14 protein-coding genes are annotated in these 17,727 nt (G+C 66.4%); 10 read left to right on the forward strand and 4 right to left on the reverse strand.

What is annotated here, in order from left to right; translation table 11 throughout:
• The first annotated feature begins 13 nt into the window (after positions 1-13).
• The gene (locus ON32_RS03620; protein ID WP_040788648.1) at positions 14-8,605 is read left to right on the forward strand and encodes a LuxR C-terminal-related transcriptional regulator; all 8,592 of its coding nucleotides are present in this window, start codon (positions 14-16) and stop codon (positions 8,603-8,605) included.
• A gap of 55 nt (positions 8,606-8,660) precedes the next feature.
• Here the strand turns inward: ON32_RS03620 and ON32_RS03625 are convergent, their stop codons facing one another.
• From ON32_RS03625 to ON32_RS03635, 3 genes are all read right to left on the reverse strand, one after another.
• On the reverse strand, positions 8,661-9,572 hold the full coding sequence (locus ON32_RS03625; protein ID WP_040788649.1) for a manganese catalase: 912 nt from the start codon (positions 9,570-9,572) through the stop codon (positions 8,661-8,663).
• A 145-nt stretch (positions 9,573-9,717) separates the two neighbouring features.
• On the reverse strand, positions 9,718-10,425 hold the full coding sequence (locus tag ON32_RS03630) for a hemerythrin domain-containing protein (protein ID WP_040788650.1): 708 nt from the start codon (positions 10,423-10,425) through the stop codon (positions 9,718-9,720).
• A gap of 167 nt (positions 10,426-10,592) precedes the next feature.
• Complete coding sequence (locus tag ON32_RS03635) at positions 10,593-11,171, reverse strand: DUF2231 domain-containing protein (RefSeq protein WP_051132848.1); 579 nt, start codon at positions 11,169-11,171, stop codon at positions 10,593-10,595.
• A gap of 376 nt (positions 11,172-11,547) precedes the next feature.
• On the opposite strand from ON32_RS03635, the gene rpsH reads away from it, so the two are divergent.
• From rpsH to map, 9 genes are all read left to right on the forward strand, one after another.
• Positions 11,548-11,946, forward strand: a complete 399-nt coding sequence (rpsH, locus tag ON32_RS03640; protein WP_040788651.1) for a 30S ribosomal protein S8 — start codon at positions 11,548-11,550, stop codon at positions 11,944-11,946.
• Between the two features lie 14 nt (positions 11,947-11,960).
• Complete coding sequence (gene rplF, locus ON32_RS03645) at positions 11,961-12,500, forward strand: 50S ribosomal protein L6 (protein WP_040788652.1); 540 nt, start codon at positions 11,961-11,963, stop codon at positions 12,498-12,500.
• Positions 12,501-12,502: 2 nt separating this feature from the next.
• Positions 12,503-12,934 (forward strand): 50S ribosomal protein L18, encoded by a 432-nt coding sequence (rplR, locus tag ON32_RS03650; protein WP_051132815.1) that lies wholly within the window; start codon positions 12,503-12,505, stop codon positions 12,932-12,934.
• 64 nt (positions 12,935-12,998) lie between these two features.
• Positions 12,999-13,643 carry a 30S ribosomal protein S5 gene (gene rpsE, locus ON32_RS03655; protein ID WP_040788653.1) on the forward strand — a complete coding sequence of 215 codons (645 nt, stop codon included), beginning with the start codon at positions 12,999-13,001 and terminating at the stop codon, positions 13,641-13,643.
• Positions 13,644-13,645: 2 nt separating this feature from the next.
• Entirely contained in the window at positions 13,646-13,825 is a 180-nt protein-coding gene (gene rpmD, locus ON32_RS03660) for a 50S ribosomal protein L30 (RefSeq protein ID WP_040788654.1), read from the forward strand.
• Between the two features lies 1 nt (position 13,826).
• Complete coding sequence (rplO, locus tag ON32_RS03665; protein WP_040788655.1) at positions 13,827-14,273, forward strand: 50S ribosomal protein L15; 447 nt, start codon at positions 13,827-13,829, stop codon at positions 14,271-14,273.
• A 233-nt stretch (positions 14,274-14,506) separates the two neighbouring features.
• Entirely contained in the window at positions 14,507-15,829 is a 1,323-nt protein-coding gene (gene secY, locus ON32_RS03670) for a preprotein translocase subunit SecY (RefSeq protein ID WP_040788656.1), read from the forward strand.
• Positions 15,826-16,392 (forward strand): adenylate kinase, encoded by a 567-nt coding sequence (locus ON32_RS03675; protein ID WP_040788657.1) that lies wholly within the window; start codon positions 15,826-15,828, stop codon positions 16,390-16,392. The genes secY and ON32_RS03675 overlap by 4 nt, the downstream gene beginning before the upstream one ends.
• A 44-nt stretch (positions 16,393-16,436) precedes the next feature.
• Complete coding sequence (map, locus tag ON32_RS03680; RefSeq protein WP_040788658.1) at positions 16,437-17,237, forward strand: type I methionyl aminopeptidase; 801 nt, start codon at positions 16,437-16,439, stop codon at positions 17,235-17,237.
• A 28-nt stretch (positions 17,238-17,265) separates the two neighbouring features.
• Here map and dtd read toward each other — a convergent pair whose 3' ends face one another.
• Entirely contained in the window at positions 17,266-17,709 is a 444-nt protein-coding gene (gene dtd, locus ON32_RS03685) for a D-aminoacyl-tRNA deacylase (RefSeq protein WP_040788850.1), read from the reverse strand.
• Positions 17,710-17,727: the final 18 nt, after the last annotated feature.

Genomic DNA, 17,727 nt, shown 5'->3' on the forward strand with positions numbered 1-17,727 from the left:
ACGGGGCTCTGCTGTGGCCTATAACGTGGAGATCCCGGGGTGGCTGCAGGGGATTGCTCGAGTTCTGAATTTCGGTATCGAATACCCGGATGCCCGCGGCGGGGATATGGCGGCGCTCGCGCAGCGCGTCTGGCTGGGTCCCGCCGCGCAGATGCGGGCGATCACCCCGTTCGTGCAGGAAACCATGGGGGATATCGAAGATATCTATACCGGTCGGGCGACCGAGCCGCTGCTGAAGCAGATGCGGAAGTTGACGCGCGGAAAGCACTCGCTGGATACCCTGGCGGACGCGATGGAGGAGTTCGGACGGTCCATCCAAAGGAGTGCGGACGCCGTCACGAAAACCCAGTTGATGCAACTGGGTTTCGCGGCCTACACACTCTATTTGCTGTGGAAAGCGCGAGTGCTGTTCTCGATCACACCGTGGGGGCGGGTCGCGCTGCCCGCGATCGAGGCGGGGATCGTGGCGGCGGGAAGAGAACTGGTGGCCGTTGCGGCGACGCGAGGTGCCGCCCGGGTGAGCGCCGAGATGGCGGCGGCGACGATGAACAGATCGCTGGCTCCGTTGCTGACGAGGTTCGGGTCATTGGGGCCGCTGGGAAAGCTTCTCGGCAACGAACTGCTGCGGGCCTCGGGGAAGGCGGCCGCGCTGGGTGCGGTGATCGATGGGGTGGCCTCGTTGGCCGCTGGGGCGGACCTCGAATGGCAGTCGATATTCATCTCCGGTGTTGCGTGGGGATTCGCACCGTTGACGGGTGGTCCCGCGGCATGGGCGATGTCGAGGGCTCTGTCGGCATGGACCGCGCCGCTGACGGCGAAGCGGTTGCTTCTCGGGGTTGTCACCGGACAGGCCGGAATGGCCGGTATGTGGGCCGGCGGCATCGTCGGGCAGGTGGGTGTGGGGCTGCTGGAAACCGGGGGCGTGGAGTGGGCGAATGTGGACACCTCCTTCGATCCGCACGTATTGGGGGTGGGTGCCGGGCTGGGGTTGCTGCACGCAGCGGGACAGCCGGTGCCACCGGGCTCGGGGGGAGGGGCCCCGGGGGCCGGTACGGCCCGTGTGGCGGATCTCGGGAAGCTGACCCCGCAGTCGCGTCGTGAGGGTGGCGCCCTCTACCGCGAGCTGATGAAGCAATTGCATCCGGACAAATATCCGGAAGGACCCGCGCGGGCTCGGGCTGCCGAGCTCTACGCGGAAGTCAGTGAGATCAGAAACCAGGCCAAGGGTGTCGGTCGGAACAACGAGTACTACGAGGGGCATGTAAGTCGACTGAAAGAGATTCGACACCAATGGAATATGTACCGCGAGGGGCTGTGGAACGGGGGAGCGAACGACGGTTCCGCGCCGCATCCGAACAGCGGGGGCAAATTCGGTGCGGAGGCATCCGGTCCCCGAGCGGGATCGCCCGAATCCGGTGGTCGCTCGTCCGAAGGTGGTGCCCGGTCGGTGGTGGTTCCCGAAAGCGGTGTTCGGGACGGTGGTAGTGGAAAATCCCTCGTGGTGCGGCCCGATGCGGGTAGGGCCGTCGAAGGCCGATCGAGTGTGGCGCCCGCGGCGCGGTCCGCGTCAACCGGGGACGGTGGTGGTGTGGTGGCGGCCCGGTCACCCACGACCACTACTCCGTCGGATCGGTCGATCCCCGATGCGGGGGATTCGAGCTCTGCGGTGGACCAGGTCCTGCAGGCGGTCGAGCGGCGCGGCCGTGAGGCGGCGGGGGTGCCGGTGGGGGTCGAGGATCTGATGCCTGGGGCGGTCGTTCGGGAAGGTGTCGATCCCGAGGCCGTGCTGAATCGGTGGGCCGATGCCGGTGGTGCCGTGCCGCAGTGGCGGGGCCCGGGGCGGAATCCGGTGTATTTTCCGGGCAGACCGGGAGCGCCGATCTTCGAACAAGGTGTACTGCCCGATCCCGTTACAGGCCTCGTTCACGGTTTCACCTCGATGGCGCAGGCGCGGGAATACGGTTCCGGGGTGGTCTATGTGGTCGATGCGCCGGGCGGTTTCGTCCAGGACCTGTCATCCGGTGGCCAGGCCGTGGTCCTGTTGGGGGGAGTCGCGCCGGAGTTCGTGGTCGGGCGGTACGAGTACACCGAGATGGGGACGATTCATGTGGCGAATCCGGGTTTCGATCCGGCTCGCCCACCTCCCGCCCGCCCGGACGCGGGATCCCCGGCCGGGCCGACTACCGCGAGATCGCCGCGCGAGCCCGGGCAGCCGCAACCCGGGGCGAAGCCCGATCCGGCCACCAGGTCCGGGGGTGGTTCGACACGTGATCCGGAGACCTCGAACAGGGGTCGGCCGGGCCCGAGATCGGGGGTACGGGAAGCGCCCCTGACTCCGCCGCGCCCGGGGGAGAACATCTCGGCGGCCGATCGGGTAGTGGCCGCGATGCAGCGAGAACAGGCCACGCAGCAGGCCGTCGAAGCGGGCATGGTGGCGACGGGTTTCCCGCCCGGGGAGAACCCGATGCCGGCGGCGGTACGGACCGAGGGTGTGGACATGCCCGGGTTGTTCGCCGGATGGGGGAAGTCCGGGAAGGCTCCGGTCTGGCAGGGCGAGAGCGGCTCGGGACCGGTGTACTGCCCGATATCGGAGGCGGGGTCCGGCAGATCGCCGTTCACCGAGGGGATCGAGCCCGAGCCCGGCATGGATGTGGTCGTCGGTTACGACTCGCTGGAAGCCGCGCGGCAGTTCGCCGGTCCGGTACGTATCTACGTGATCGACGCACCGGGGGGTTTCGCACAGGATCTGCCGGATGGCGGACGTGTGGTGGTGTTCCCGGGAGGGGTGCGAGGGGAGTTCGTGGTCGGCCGCCATCAAACCGACCTGGACCCGCTGGACGACCGTGGTTACGAGCACTGGAGTTACGTCGAGAACCCGAGTTTCGGACTCCCGTACACCGAACCGGTCGGGGGAATCGAGCCGAAGGGTTCCGGGACCGTGCCGAAACCGGTGTCGGTCGCCGGGCCGGGGGTGCGGGATACGGATGGTGGGCAGGTGGCGGAGTCCGGGGCGCGGACCACCGGCGGAACCGTACCATCGGTATTCGCGGCATCCGGCCATTCCGTGTTCGATACGCCTGCCGCCGGCGCCGCCCCGCGCATCGGGCCCGTGACGGTCCCGGGGCACGAACCCGCCGTAGCGGTCTCGGAGCCGACATCCACGCCGGAGCCGACATCGGATACGAATGCGGATCCGACGGGGAAGGGCATTTCCGACCCGTTGGCCGGGTCGCGGGATCCGGCCACCGAATCCGGGACGGAGACGTCCCGGTCGGGGCCGGGGGCGGGACCGCTGCCCGCGACGCCGACGACCCGTATGGCCGATCGCGGCGGCGCCGAGCCGAAGACGCCGGCCACCGTCGGTCGTGATGCCGAGCCGTTGTTGGTGGGGCAATGCGCGACATACGCGGCCTACGAATTCGAGCTCGCGAACTGGGCGGCGCGTGGTCGGGTGGGCCCTCGTCCGGTGAAACCCCCACCGGGAAATCCGTTGCGCGGCGATTCGGCGACCGATATCGCCAAACATGTGCGCGGCGACTGGCACAGGGACCGCACACACCATCGGAGCCTGTCCGAGCTGATCCACAAGGTGATGACCACACCGGGAATGAGGGTCCTGTTCGTCGTCGAGTACTCCGACGGTTTCGGGCACGCCGGTTTCGCCGAACACGATCCCGAGCACGAGGTCGTGATCAAGCACAGCTTCGACGGCGGTTTCGAATACACCCATGCGGGCCGGGCGGAGGCGGCCGAGTTCATTCGTGCCTTCGCGAACGAGACACACCGGGTCACCTCCATTCAGTCCTACGACGGGGTACTCGAGGCCGCTCTCGCCCCCGGTGAAGAACCCAGGGCGATCCCGGGTCTGTACATGCCGCGTGCCGAGACCCTCGTCTTCGGATCCCCGACCGACCCGCAACGGTTCATCGGCGCAGACTCCTCCCTTCTCGGTCGGAGTCGAACCGGCGGACGGCCGTTGTCCCCGGCCCAGCGCGCCATTGTCGACCTGATCGTTCGAGGTATGGCGAACACGGATATCGCGGCGCGGTTGGAGATATCCGAATCAGCGGTGAAATCCCAGGTCAAGCGTATCTACGACCGGCTGGGGATAACGGATCGCAACCAATTGGTGGGTATCGGGGAGGAAGCGCTCGCCGAGCTCATACGGGGCGGGGGCACACGTGTGTTGTCGCAAACCGAGCTCGGCATTCTGAGAATGATCGTCCAGGGCGTGAAAAACCCTGGCATCGCGAGGAATCTGGGCCTGTCCGAATATACCGTCAGGTCCTATGTCAAGCGGATATACGACAAGCTCGGCGTATCGAACCGCAACGAGCTGGTCGGGAACCTGGATATTTTCCTTGCGGCCCTGCTGGATCAGGCGATTCGTCCGCTTTCCGAGCGTCAGAAAATCATCCTTCGCCTGGTCGCCCAGGGTAGGGGAAACGCGGAAATCGCCGAGTTCTTGCATATCACCGAGACGACCGTCAAGGGCTATGTCACACTGATCGGCCGTAAGCTCGGTGTCGCGGAACGGGGCGATATGGTGGTCATGGCCACCGCTCCGGACACGCCGATCCGCGCGGACGTTTTCGCCGAATCGATGTCCGGGCCGGCCGATCATGCGTTCCTGCAATACCGACGTCGGATCGCCTTGTCCTTCCTGACCGGCAGCCGGGTACTGGCTCCCGACGTCGCCCGCGCCCTGGTATCGGGCTCCGATGCGGAACTGGTGCGCCGAATTCGCGAGTACGACGAAGATCTCGATCTGGTCGATGCCGCACTGATGCTGATGAGTACGGACCGGGCCACATTCGAACAAGCCATGTCGCGCTTGGATTTCGTCCAGCGGCGCCGCGTCGGCGCCGCCGCCGACCTGGTTCGATCCGGAGGCCAGGTGAGTTTTATCAGGTTCAGCGCGGTCAACAAACTGGTTTTCGAGGTGGCCGAGATTTCCTCGAGATCGACGGAGGGCTTTTTCGCGGGGGTACACACCAGCGGCCTCCTCGAAACGGAGTTCGAAATACTCGAATTGGTCGCGACGAGCCATACGAATCCGGAAATCGCGCAGAAAATTTCGGTCGACGTGGCTTCGGTGAAGAAGACCATATCGACCATCATGGAGAAGCTGGACGCGAACGACCGGACTCATCTGGTCGTGCAGGCGTTGCGGCATCGGATCATCTCCCCGAGCCGTATAGCGCCCCTGGAACGCGCGCCCGCGAGATCGTCGAACGGCCCGGAAGGCGAGCCCGTTCGGCTGTCTCCTCGAGAGCGGAGCGTGCTGCCGTTCATCGCGGCGGGGTTGACGAACAAACGAATCGGATCGCTACTGGGCGTTTCCCCCGAGACCGTGAAATCGGCCCTGCAGAGCCTGTTCCGGAAACTCGGCGTCGAGGACCGCACCGGAGCGGTTGTCGAGGCATGGCGTCGTGGGTATCTCGATTCGGAGAATATTCCCGAAGGCCTCGCCCGGCACGAGTCGGGTACGGGCCCGGAGCGGGAACCGGGGCCGTCCGGGAGTCGACGGTCCGCCGTGGATGAGGAGTCGGGGGGCAGCGGTGTGGTCGGAAACCTCCTCGACCTGCCCGGGGAATCCACCGCGACCACCGAAACGGCAGCGCAACGAACACAATCTCCCCCGATGCCGCCGAGTCGAGGTGGACCACCGGACCCGACGGGCGCTGCGACCTGGTACGCCTTCGGTGAGAAGGATCTGTCCACGCACGCCCACCGGAGGCCGGGCAGCGGCGCCGTACCGCCGTCCACCACCGATTTCGAGCACCGCGATGCCGAATTGACGGCGCTGTTGCGGACGGTGGTGCGGGCCCAGCGGGAAGCGGATTTCCGGAGGTCGGAATCGGCGCAGCGGTATCGGGACGCGGTGCGGCGACTGGGCCTCGATCCCGCCGCCTCGATCGCCGAGCACATGGTCACGTTGGGCGACCCGGCGAATATCGCCGAGGAACAGCGGCGTGAGTTGGTGGAGATGGTGCACCGCCATCACGACCTACAGCAGGCCTGCATGCGAATGGACGCCACGAGTGCCGAACTCACCGCCGCCCTGCTGGATCGGGCGCACTGGGCGAGTGTGGCGGAGCGCAGACTACTGGCTTTCGATGTTCCCGTTGTGAGTGCAGGTCCGCTGCGAAAGCGACTGGAGTCGGGTATCCGAGAGTGGGACACCGTTCGGCGAGAGGCATTTCCCGAGCTCGCCGCAGCGCTCGACGCGCTGCGGGAGACCGGCGAGCGGGCGCAACGGGCTGCCATGGCACTGGTGGAGGGCTTGGTCGTACCGACTCCGCCGACCGCCGGGTCCATCGAGAACGATCCCGATGCGCCGATCGCGGCTGCGGTCCGTACTATTACCGACCTCTACGGCCCCGGCGTGGTCCTGCCTGCCGGTATCCGGATCGGTGCCACCGACCCGGATACCCGTTTGCAGGAACATGTGCGTGGTCGGCTGGTGCGGGTGCGCACGTATGCGGATCTGGTGCGGCGGTCGGAGAAACTCGGACCGGGTTCTGCGATCATCGTGGTGGAGTACAACGTCGATCCGGCGGTCGCCCGCGGACAGGTCCATGCCGAACGCTACGTACTGGTCAACCGGACGGGCACCGTGGTGAAACTGGCTCGCGATTCGGGGACGGCCGAAGAGTTCACGCCACCCCCCATCGCCGCGGAAATGATGTTCGCGCTCGCGGTGCATCCGAACGGCACCGCGCAATATCCGATGGATCCCGAATGGCACAGCCCGCCGCCGTTCGGCTCCATGCTTGTTCGAGACCGTGCCGAGGGCGAGGTTTGGCGGCTGCACAACGCGAATGTCGAACGTGCACTCGAGTGGCGGCGGGTACTGAGTCAGGCCGCTCGGTTGGGGGTGGCTGCGGAACGGTTGCGGCCGGACAACCGTGAAAACCTCATGGGTGAACTGGCGGCATCGGTCGACGGACCGCAGGCGGTAACCGTTCGTGAGCTCATGGAATCCCTGGAACGACACCGGTGGATCACCACGGAAATCACCGAGTTGCGGGCGCTGGAACGCAAGCGAACGCAGGCCGCCCTGGTGCATCACGTGCTACGGGCCAGGGTGTGGGCGGCCGAAAAAGCCCTGGGTCGCGGCGAGGCGACCGTTGCCGAAGTGCGCCGGTTGCGGACCGCGACGGCTCGAGCACATGCGGACCTCGCACGTCTCGACCGAGACCTGAACGAGGCATTGGCAGCACGTCGACCGGTCCCCGAACCGGCGCGGACGTCGGGCAACGGGTGCGGCCCCTTCTCGGTTATGGCGCTGGCGACGCTCACCGGAAACCCGGATATCGAGCTGTTGGAGTTCGAACCCGTTATCGGGACCTCCGGTTTGGACATGTGGGCCGCGCTCGGCGCCGATGTGGTGAATGTCGAGGACTACGACGACCTCGAACGGGTCGTGCCCGCCAATGGCTTCGCGTTGGTCAGCGAGGACCATACGAACAACGAGGGACACACCTACGTGTTGCTGTCCCTCGACGGCCGGCTGCTGGTATCCGAGTTCAATGGCGTCGAACTACACGAGTTCCCGCCTCGACCCCGAGGCGAGCTCGCAGCGCTGCGCGCCTGCGTCTTCGATGACTCGGGCCACCCGACCCACCCACTGTCCGAAGGAGCTCGCGCTCGGTTCCGCGAGTTGGCCCAGCAGGTGCTCGAGCTGAAAGCGGCGAAACCACAGTTGTTCGGGGCGTGGGCCACCGACGCGCGCTCCGACCGGGATCTTCGGCGGATCATGGCGACGGCGGACGCGGTGATAGCGACAGAGCGGTCCGCACGCGGCTCGACCGGTACCCGGCGGCGGACGACCGCCGACCCGATAACTCCCCATGTGCAGGCACGGGTGCGTCGGTTGCTCGCGGAAGCGGAGAACGTCCCGGTGTCACCGGAGTCATCTCCCGCGGAAGCGGATCACGGGGCCGATTCCGATTCGGTTCGGGTCTCGACCTTCCTGAGCGCCGCCACGACCGTCGATATCGACACGCGATCTCGAACGAATGCGATAGCCGCACATGTGCTGGGTGGTATCGCCGACTCCTCGGCTCGGGTGGTGGTGGTCGGCGATGTGGACATCCTGCTCGTCACCGATGGCGCCGGTCGCGTGGCGCTCGAGGTGGCGCTGCACAACGATACCGGTGAATTCCGTGTCCGCCTGCGCATCGCTTCGGGCAACGCTTTGTGGGCAGGCGACGCCCGGTGGTTGCTCAGAATGGCCTGGTGCTGGACGGACCACGGAAATCGTGATGCCGTACTGGACCGCATGGAGCGTGGTGCGCGGACCCTGTTGGGCGACGGCGGTGGCGAATTGGAGGCCACGGTGACAGGGGCGCGGGGTGCCCGCCGGCTGCGACTCGCCGTACGCACCGATGACGGCGCTGCCGAGGAGTTCTGCTACGACGAGGCGACCGGTGCGTCGAGTCGGGACCGGGAAAGCACCGGGCGCCCGGCGGGGCCGTGGGTCGGTCGCCCGCAGACGACGGTCGGGTCCGGGCTGTTGAACGCGGACCCCGATGAGCCCGTGCGCGTGAGCGACCTCGATGCCGTGAACACCGCGTGGGACACCGGGGACGACCGGTAGCACCGGCACCCACCCGGAATCGGAGGGTGCCGGTGCTACCGGCCGTGACGAACACTCAGGGCTTGTTGGGGTCCAGCGCGCTCTTGACCTTGCCGACGATGCCGGACTCGGTGCCGAGCGCGGCCGAACGTGGCTCGCCCTGGGACCCGTCGTAGGTGGCGTACAGTTTCGGATCCGGCGGCGGCGCGGACGCCTTGTCCCCGAGCGGTTGCGGATCGGCGATGAAACCGTTCCGGTGCGCCCCGTCGGGGGCGGTGCCGGAAGCCCATCTGCCCTGATCGGCCTGGGTTCCGTCGGACAGATGCCACAGGCTCGTGGCGTGCTCGGAATGCTCTTCGTCGAACAGCGCCGTCGGAGCGATCGTGTCCGCCAACCCGTCCTCTTGGAGTTGTTCGATCCCGGCCAACCACATGTTCTGGTGGTAGGTGTCGCGGGCCAGGTTGAACTTCAGCATGTCCTTGACACCGGGGTCGTCGGTCATGTGGTACAGCCGTGCGGTCTGGACCCGGCCCTGCGCCTCGGCCGTGACATTCGCGTGGAAATCGGCGAGGAGGTTTCCACTGGCCACTATGTATCGGCCGTTCCACGGCACCCCGTTGCTGTCGGCCAACGTCGGCCCGCCTCCGGAGATGATGGCCTGCTGCGGGTCCATTCCACCCAGCACCGCGGCGACCACGGGATCGGCGGCCGCTTCCTGAGTGGCGCGGGTGGCGGGGGCGCCCTCGAGCAACCGCGCGACCATGGTGGCGATCATTTCCACGTGCCCGATTTCCTCGGTGGCCACGTCCATGATCATGTCCTTGTACTTGCCCGGCATTCGGCAGTTCCATCCCTGGAACAGGTATTGCATGGTGACGGTCATCTCGCCGTACGCGCCGCCGATCAACTCTTGGAGTTTGCGTGCGTACACGGGGTCGGGCTTTTCGGGCTTGACGTCGAACTGCAGATAATCGGTATGGCGGAACATCGGGCCTCCACTGGGGTCGAACGGTTCCTGGCACGTACCTCTTCGCCGGCGGATACCTCGACCCTCGTGGGATAAACCGCCACCTCCGAAGGACGGGCGGACCACATCGATCGGAGTTCTGAGCGTGGTGGGATCGTCGGGCCGGTCAGCGGTGAGTGGACGGGTGTTCCCCGCTGCGCAGCGGGGGGAGGTGTTCGATGACTCCGGCCGCGCCCGCCAGGGCCCGACCGGTGCGCCTACATCCCGCCGCTATACGGGCGGGAGCGCGGCGTGCCGCGGTGTCGAGCCGGTCCCGGGAGCGGTCGAGCGGTGACAGCGGTAGGGCGGCCAACGCATTACCGGGAAGGCGCCGTGCCACGGTCGGATGCGGACGGGTGGGCGCGGTTATCCGGACCACCCACCAGGCCCATCCGATGCGGCGCAAGGTCTCGGGTGCCACGACCTGCTCCAGTTTCGGCAGGAGAACGTCCTCCTCGTCGCGGATGTCCGCGCGGAGCAGGGCAGCGATCCGCTCGAACAGTCGATGATGCTCGGGGCCGTCCGGGTCGAGTGTCTCCAGTTCGGTGAACAACTCGTTTATCTGCTGATGCTCCTGTTCGACCCGCAGTGTCAGTTCTGCTCCGTCGGGCAGGAGGCGGCGCAACAGCGGCCACAGGACGGCTTCCTCGGCGAAAGCATGCGGAAACACCAGCCGGCACAGCGCGTTCAACGCCGCCGCGCGTTCGTCTCCGGCGCTGTCGGCGATACGCGCCAACAACTCGTCGAGTGCTCGGTGATCGCGTCGTTGCAGTGCGAGCACACTGCGCCGGCCACCGAGTTCTTTTTCGCTCCGACCGGCCAGGGATCGCAGCATGTGTCCTCCTCGTGATCGGTCTCGTCGCACGCCTACCCCGCGCCGTTCACGGCAAACTTCGCCCTGGCTCGGCCCGGCCGCCGCTGTTGTGGGTTTCGTTCGCGCGACAGGTCGCTTCGCCGCAGGGGCCTCGGTGGGTGGCCGTGCCCTCGGTAGCCGATTCGCCCTCAGTAGCCGATTCGGATCTCGTCCTGCGTGGCGGTGCGGACAGCGGTGATATCGGCCTTGGGTGTTCCGGTGCGGTTCTGCCATCGGTGTACCCCGGCGCCGAGCGCGTAGGAGAGATGCCCGCCGAGAGCCCCGCCGGCGCTCACCGTCGCCAATCCTGCCGCGCCCAGGATCGTGGCGTCGAGTGGACGGCCCCGGCGCAGATAGGCCCCGAGGAACAGGACACTGCCCACGGTATTGGCGGCGGAGTGGACGAGCGCCACTCGCCGCTGTCGCCGATTCAGACCGGGAACCTCGGCCAGACCGGTGACCACGGTAGGGGCGGTGGCCCATAGGCCGATGAGGACGAGACGCTGCGCGGACTCGTAGTGGCCGGTCGCGCGCAGGACGGCCGCGCTCGTCCAAGCGCCGATCGGCATGGTGACGAGCAGGGGATGCACCGGATGACCCAACCACGAGCCCCGCAGCCATCTCGCGATGCGGCCGTGGCCCAGGATGCGGCCGATTCCGGCGGACAATGCCGCGGCCGGCCGATCCGCGGCGGTGTTCTCCTCGGCCGCGCGCAGAAGTCGATGCATGCTCGAACGCATACTCGAATGCATATTCGAATGTATATGCGAATGCATATTCGTTTGCATATTCGTTTCGCCGCGCTTGTTCATATCGCCGCCATACCCGCTCGACCGGTACCGAACCCGGACCATGCCGAAACGGTTTCGGAAAAGTCGGGCCCGATTTTGTCCCCACCGCGCCATTGCCTACACTGGACCGGTTGCTCGGGCACCCCTGTGTCCGTGTACGGCCACGTACGGGCGTCCGAGAGCGACGACGAACTCATCCGGTCGGTAACTGCCGGCCGGACCAGCCGAATTGCTGAAGGCCCACGATCGGCCGCGCATCTGCGCGTCCGGTGCTGCATGGGAACCGCAGCGAGAAAGGTGTCGAGGTCGAACCATGACCATGACCGATCCAATCGCAGACTTCCTGACGCGTCTGCGCAACGCCAACTCGGCGTACCACGATCAGGTGAAGGCTCCGCATTCGAAGCTCAAGGCGAATATCGCCGAGATCTTGAAGCGCGAGGGTTACATCGCCGATTACCGCATCGAGGACGCGACCGTGGGCAAGACCCTGGTCGTGGATCTCAAGTACGGCCCCAGCCGGGAGCGCAGCCTGCAGGGCCTGCGCCGCGTCTCCAAGCCGGGTCTGCGCGTGTACGCGAAATCCACCAACCTGCCCAAGGTCCTGGGCGGCCTCGGCGTGGCGATCATCTCCACGTCGACCGGCCTGCTCACCGACCGTCAGGCGGCTCAGCAGGGTGTGGGCGGGGAAGTCCTCGCCTACGTCTGGTAAGGGAGGTACGGACCATGTCGCGTATCGGTAAGCATCCGGTTCCGGTCCCCTCGGGTGTCGAGGTGACCCTCAACGGGCAGGACATCGCGGTGAAGGGCCCCAAGGGTCAGCTGTCGCTGACCGTGGCGGAGCCGATCACCGTGAGCAGGAACGACGACGGCGCGATCGTCGTCACCCGCCCGGACGACGAGCGGCGCAGCCGTTCGCTGCACGGCCTGACCCGGACCCTGATCGCCAATATGATCACCGGGGTCACGCAGGGCTACGAGAAGAAGATGGAGATCTTCGGCGTCGGTTACCGCGTGCAACAGAAGGGCAAGGACCTCGAGTTCGCCCTCGGTTACAGCCACCCGGTGCCGATCGAGGCGCCCGAGGGCATCACCTTCGCGGTGGAATCGCCCACCAAGTTCTCCGTGTCCGGGATCGACAAGCAGAAGGTCGGCCAGGTTTCGGCGGTCATTCACGGTCTGCGCAAGCCCGATCCGTACAAGGGCAAGGGCATCCGCTACGCCGGCGAGGTCGTGCGCCGCAAGGTCGGAAAGACGGGTAAGTGATCATGGCGAAGACGACAGCGAAGACGACTGCCGGCCAGGAGAAGAAGCAGGCCAAGCGCATTCCGCTGGGCAAGGACGTATCGACCCGGCGGCGCCTGTCGAAGGCGCGCCGCCATCTCCGTCTGCGCAAGAAGATCCAGGGCACCAGCGAGCGGCCCCGTCTGGTGGTGCACCGCTCCTCGCGCCACCTCCACGTCCAGTTGGTGGACGATTCGGCCGGCCGTACCCTCGCCGCCGCTTCCACCATCGAGGCCGATGTGCGGGCGCTGGAGGGCGACAAGACCGCCAAGGGCAAGAAGGTCGGCGAACTGATCGCCGAGCGCGCCAAGGCCGCCGGTGTGGAGGCCGTGGTGTTCGACCGCGGTGGCCACGACTACCACGGCCGTATCGCGGCGCTGGCCGATGCCGCGCGGGAAGGCGGGTTGAAGTTCTAATGCCAAGCATTCGGAAGACACAGCTGACCAGCGATCTGCTGTCAACGAACGGAAGGAACGTCTGATGCCGGGACGTCAGCGGCGTGACGGCGGAAGCGGACCCGCCGGACAGAACGGGAGCGCCCCCGAGGGCGGTCGCGAGCGGCGGGGTCGTGACGACCGCCGTGGCGGTGACCGTCGCGACAGCGCGGCCGAGAAGAATCAGCTCGAGCGGGTCGTCGCGATCAACCGTGTATCGAAGGTCGTCAAGGGTGGTCGGCGCTTCAGCTTCACCGCCCTGGTGATCGTCGGCGACGGGAACGGTCTGGTCGGCGTGGGCTACGGCAAGGCCAAGGAAGTTCCCGCGGCCATCCAGAAGGGTGTCGAGGAAGCGCGCAAGGGCTTCTTCCGCGTCCCGATGATCGGCTCCACCATCACCCACCCGGTGCAGGGCGAGGCAGCGGCCGGTGTGGTCATGCTGCGCCCGGCCTCCCCGGGTACCGGTGTGATCGCCGGTGGTGCCGCGCGCGCCGTGCTGGAGTGTGCGGGCATCCATGACATCCTGGCCAAGTCGCTCGGTAGCGACAACGCGATCAACGTCGTCCATGCGACCGTTGCCGCGCTCAAGCAGCTGCAGCGTCCGGAAGAGGTCGCGGCCCGTCGTGGTCTGCCGCTCGAGGACGTCGCTCCCGCGGGTATGCTGCGCGCCCGTGCCGGACAAGGAGTCTGACAATGGCAGATCTCAAGGTGACCCAGATCAAGAGTTCGATCGGCGCCAAGCAGAACCAGCGCGATAGCCTCCGGACCCTCGGTCTGCGGGGTATCCGCAAATCGGTGATCCGGCCGGACACCCCGGAAAACCGCGGTCTGATCAATGCCGTGCGCCACCTCGTGACCGTTGAGGAGGTCTGACATGAGCGTTATCAAACTGCACCACCTGCGTCCGGCTCCCGGATCCAAGACCGACCGCACCCGCGTCGGCCGTGGTGAGGGCTCCAAGGGCAAGACCGCGGGCCGCGGTACCAAGGGCACCAAGGCGCGTAAGAACGTGCCGGCCGCCTTCGAGGGTGGGCAGATGCCCATCCACATGCGGCTGCCCAAACTCAAGGGGTTCAACAACCCGTTCCGGGTGGAATACCAGGTTGTGAATGTCGGCACGATCGCCCGGCTGTTCCCCGAGGGCGGTACCGTCGGCAAGGCCGAGCTGGTGGCGGCGGGCGCGGTCCGCAAGAACCAGCCGGTGAAGGTACTGGGCGAGGGCGAGATCTCCGTCGCCGTCCAGGTCAGCGCGGACAAGTTCTCCGGCTCCGCCAAGGAGAAGATCGCCGCGGCCGGTGGCACCGCCACCGAGCTGGTCTGACGTAAGAGTTCACCCAGCGGCTGTGTGGGCCCCGAAGGCGGTAGCATACGGGGTCACGAGGGGCAGCGCGGTCGCAAATTCGGTACAGCGGCACCGGACGAGTGAAGGCTCGTCCGGTGCCACTGTTAGAGTTCAAGTGTTGTCTGCCAAGACCAGTCGTGGGTTCGGCGATCTCCACCGGGACACCGCTGAATAATTCCATGGCATGACCATGTCGTTCGCCAGGAGGATCTGTGCTTTCCGCCTTCGTATCGGCCTTCCGGACTCCGGATTTGCGGCGGAAGATTCTCTTCACGCTGGGCCTGGTCGCGTTGTACCGCGCCGGTGCATCGCTGCCCTCGCCCGGGGTGGATTATCAGGCGGTCCAGGAATGCGTCGACCTGGTTTCCGGTGGTGAGAACGCCGGTATCTACCAGCTGATCAACCTGTTCTCCGGTGGCGCGCTTCTGCAGTTGTCGGTCTTCGCGATCGGCATCATGCCCTATATCACCGCGAGCATCATCATCCAGCTGCTGACCGTCGTCATCCCTCGGTTCGAGGAGCTGAAGAAGGAAGGCCAGACCGGCCAGACCAAGATGACGCAGTACACCCGCTACCTGGCGGTCGCCTTGGCGATTCTGCAGGCCACGGGTCTGGTCGCACTGGCCGCTCGCGGACAGTTGCTACAGGGCTGTCAGCAGGACATCCTCGCGGATACGAGCATCTTCGGGATGATCATCATCGTGGTCGTGATGACCGCGGGCGCCGCCCTGGTCATGTGGTTCGGTGAGCAGATCACCGAACGCGGGATCGGCAACGGTATGTCGCTGCTGATCTTCTCCGGTATCGCAGCCCGCGTCATCAGTGAGGGCAATATGATCCTGGACAGCCGCGGTGGTCTGGTGTTCGGGGTGGTCTGCGTGGCCGCGCTGGCGGTCATCGTGGCGGTGATCTTCGTCGAACAGGGGCAGCGCCGGATCCCGGTGCAATATGCCAAGCGGGTGGTCGGCCGCAAGATGTACGGCGGTTCGTCGACCTATCTGCCGTTGAAGGTCAACCAGGCCGGTGTGATCCCGGTGATCTTCGCCTCCTCGCTGCTGTATCTGCCGAACCTGCTGGTGCAGTTGGTCGGTTCCAGCAACGACCCCGATCCGAGCTGGTGGCAGGAGATAATCCAGAAGTATCTGGTCAACCCCACCAACCCGGTGTATATCGCGATCTACTTCGGTCTGATCGTGTTCTTCACCTACTTCTACGTCGCCATCACCTTCAACCCGGAGGAGCGGGCCGACGAGATGAAGAAGTTCGGCGGTTTCATCCCGGGTTATCGCCCTGGTAAACCGACCGCCGATCATCTGAGCTACGTACTGAGTCGGATCACCCTCCCCGGCTCGATCTACCTCGGCGCGGTGGCCGTCCTGCCGAGTGTGTTCCTCGATATCGGCTCCACGGGCGGTACGCAGAGCATGGTGTTCGGCGGTGCCGCGGTACTGATCATCGTGAGTGTCGGATTGGACACCGTGAAGCAGATCGAAAGCCAACTGATGAATCGAAATTACGAAGGGTTCCTCAAGTGAGAGTTGTACTGCTAGGACCGCCGGGAGCGGGCAAAGGCACTCAGGCCGTCCTGCTGTCGGAGAAACTGGGGGTACCGCACATCTCGACGGGGGATCTTTTTCGGGCGAACATCGGCCAGCAGACCCCGCTGGGTCTGGAGGCGAAGAAGTACCTGGACGCCGGCGATCTGGTGCCCAGCGATGTGACCAACCGAATGGTCGAGGCCCGGATAGCCGAGCCGGACGCCGCCAACGGTTTCGTGCTGGACGGTTACCCGCGCACCGTCGACCAGGCCGATGCCCTGGCGAAGATGCTGGGCGAGATGGACACCAAACTGGACGCGGTGCTGAGCTTCGACGTCGCCGAGGACACCGTGGTGGCGCGGATGCTGTCGCGTGGCCGCGCCGATGACAACGAAGAGGTCATCCGCAACCGGCTGCGGGTCTACCACACCGAGACCGCGCCGCTGCTGGACTACTACGACGGCCTGGTCGTCACTGTCGACGGGGTCGGCGAGGTGGAAGAGGTCAACGAGCGCGCGCTGTCCGCGTTGAACTGTCCGAGCAGCGGAGCTTCGCGGTAGTGCGGTCCGCCGTCACCGAGCCGGTTATGGAGAACTGATCCCCCATGGTTTTCGGCCGCAAGGGCAAGAAGGTGGTGCCGTTCCGCACCCCCGGTGAGTTGGACGCCATGGCGGCCGCCGGGGCGATCGTGGGTCGCGCCTTGGTCGAGGTGCGTAAGGCCGCGGCGCCCGGGGTGTCGACCCTGGAACTCGACGAGGTCGCCGAGCAGGTCATTCGCGATGCCGGGGCGGTGCCCTCCTTCAAGGGTTATCACGGGTTTCCCGCCTCCATCTGCGCCTCGGTCAACGACCGCGTCGTGCACGGCATCCCGTCGGCCGCCGAGGTCCTCGCCGAAGGGGATCTGGTGTCCATCGACTGCGGTGCCATCCTCGACGGCTGGCACGGTGATTCGGCCTGGACGTTCGGCGTGGGAACCCTCATCGAGGCGGATCGCCTGCTCAGCGTGGCCACCGAGCAGGCGATGGAGGCCGGTATAGCGGCCATGGTGCCGGACAATCGGCTCACCGATGTCTCGCATGCCATCGAGTTGGGCACCCGCGCGGCGGAACGGGAACACGACCGCGCCTACGGCATCGTCGACGGTTACGGTGGGCACGGTATCGGCCGGGAGATGCACCTCGATCCCTTCCTGCCGAACGAGGGACACCCGGGGCGCGGGCCCCGATTGGTGGTCGGCTCGGTGCTGGCCATCGAACCGATGCTCACCCTCGGCACCAGCGAGACCAAAGTGCTCGACGACGACTGGACCGTGGTGACGGTGGATGGTTCCCGCGCGGCCCATTGGGAGCACACCGTCGCGGTGACCGAGGACGGTCCACGAATTCTCACCGTGCGGCCCGAGTAGCCCGATAGCGGCTCGGGCCGCACGACGGTCACGACTCCAACAGCAGGGTGACCGGCCCGTCATTGGTCAGCTCGACCCGCATATGCGCGCCGAAACGTCCGGTGGCGACCGGTGCGCCGAGCTCGCGCAAGACCTCGGTGAAGGTGTCGACCAGTGGTTCGGCCACCGGTCCCGGTGCGGCCGCGGACCAGGACGGACGCCTGCCCTTGCGGGTATCGGCGTAGAGGGTGAACTGGCTGACCACCAGGATCGGTGCGCCCAGATCGGCGGCGCTGCGTTGTTCGTCGAGGATGCGTAGGCGCCACACCTTGTCGGCGAGGGCGCGGGCGTCGGCTTCGGTATCACCATGGGTGACCCCGACCAATGCCACCAACCCGTGAGGAACACGGTGCTCGGTGGGATCGATCCGGCCGACGACTTCGTCGCCGACCACCACCCGGGCGGACGTGACTCGTTGTAGTAGCACTCGCACACCCAGATCATGCCGGGC

This window comes from Nocardia paucivorans NBRC 100373, from assembly GCF_000308675.1.
GTDB lineage: Bacteria > Actinomycetota > Actinomycetes > Mycobacteriales > Mycobacteriaceae > Nocardia > Nocardia paucivorans.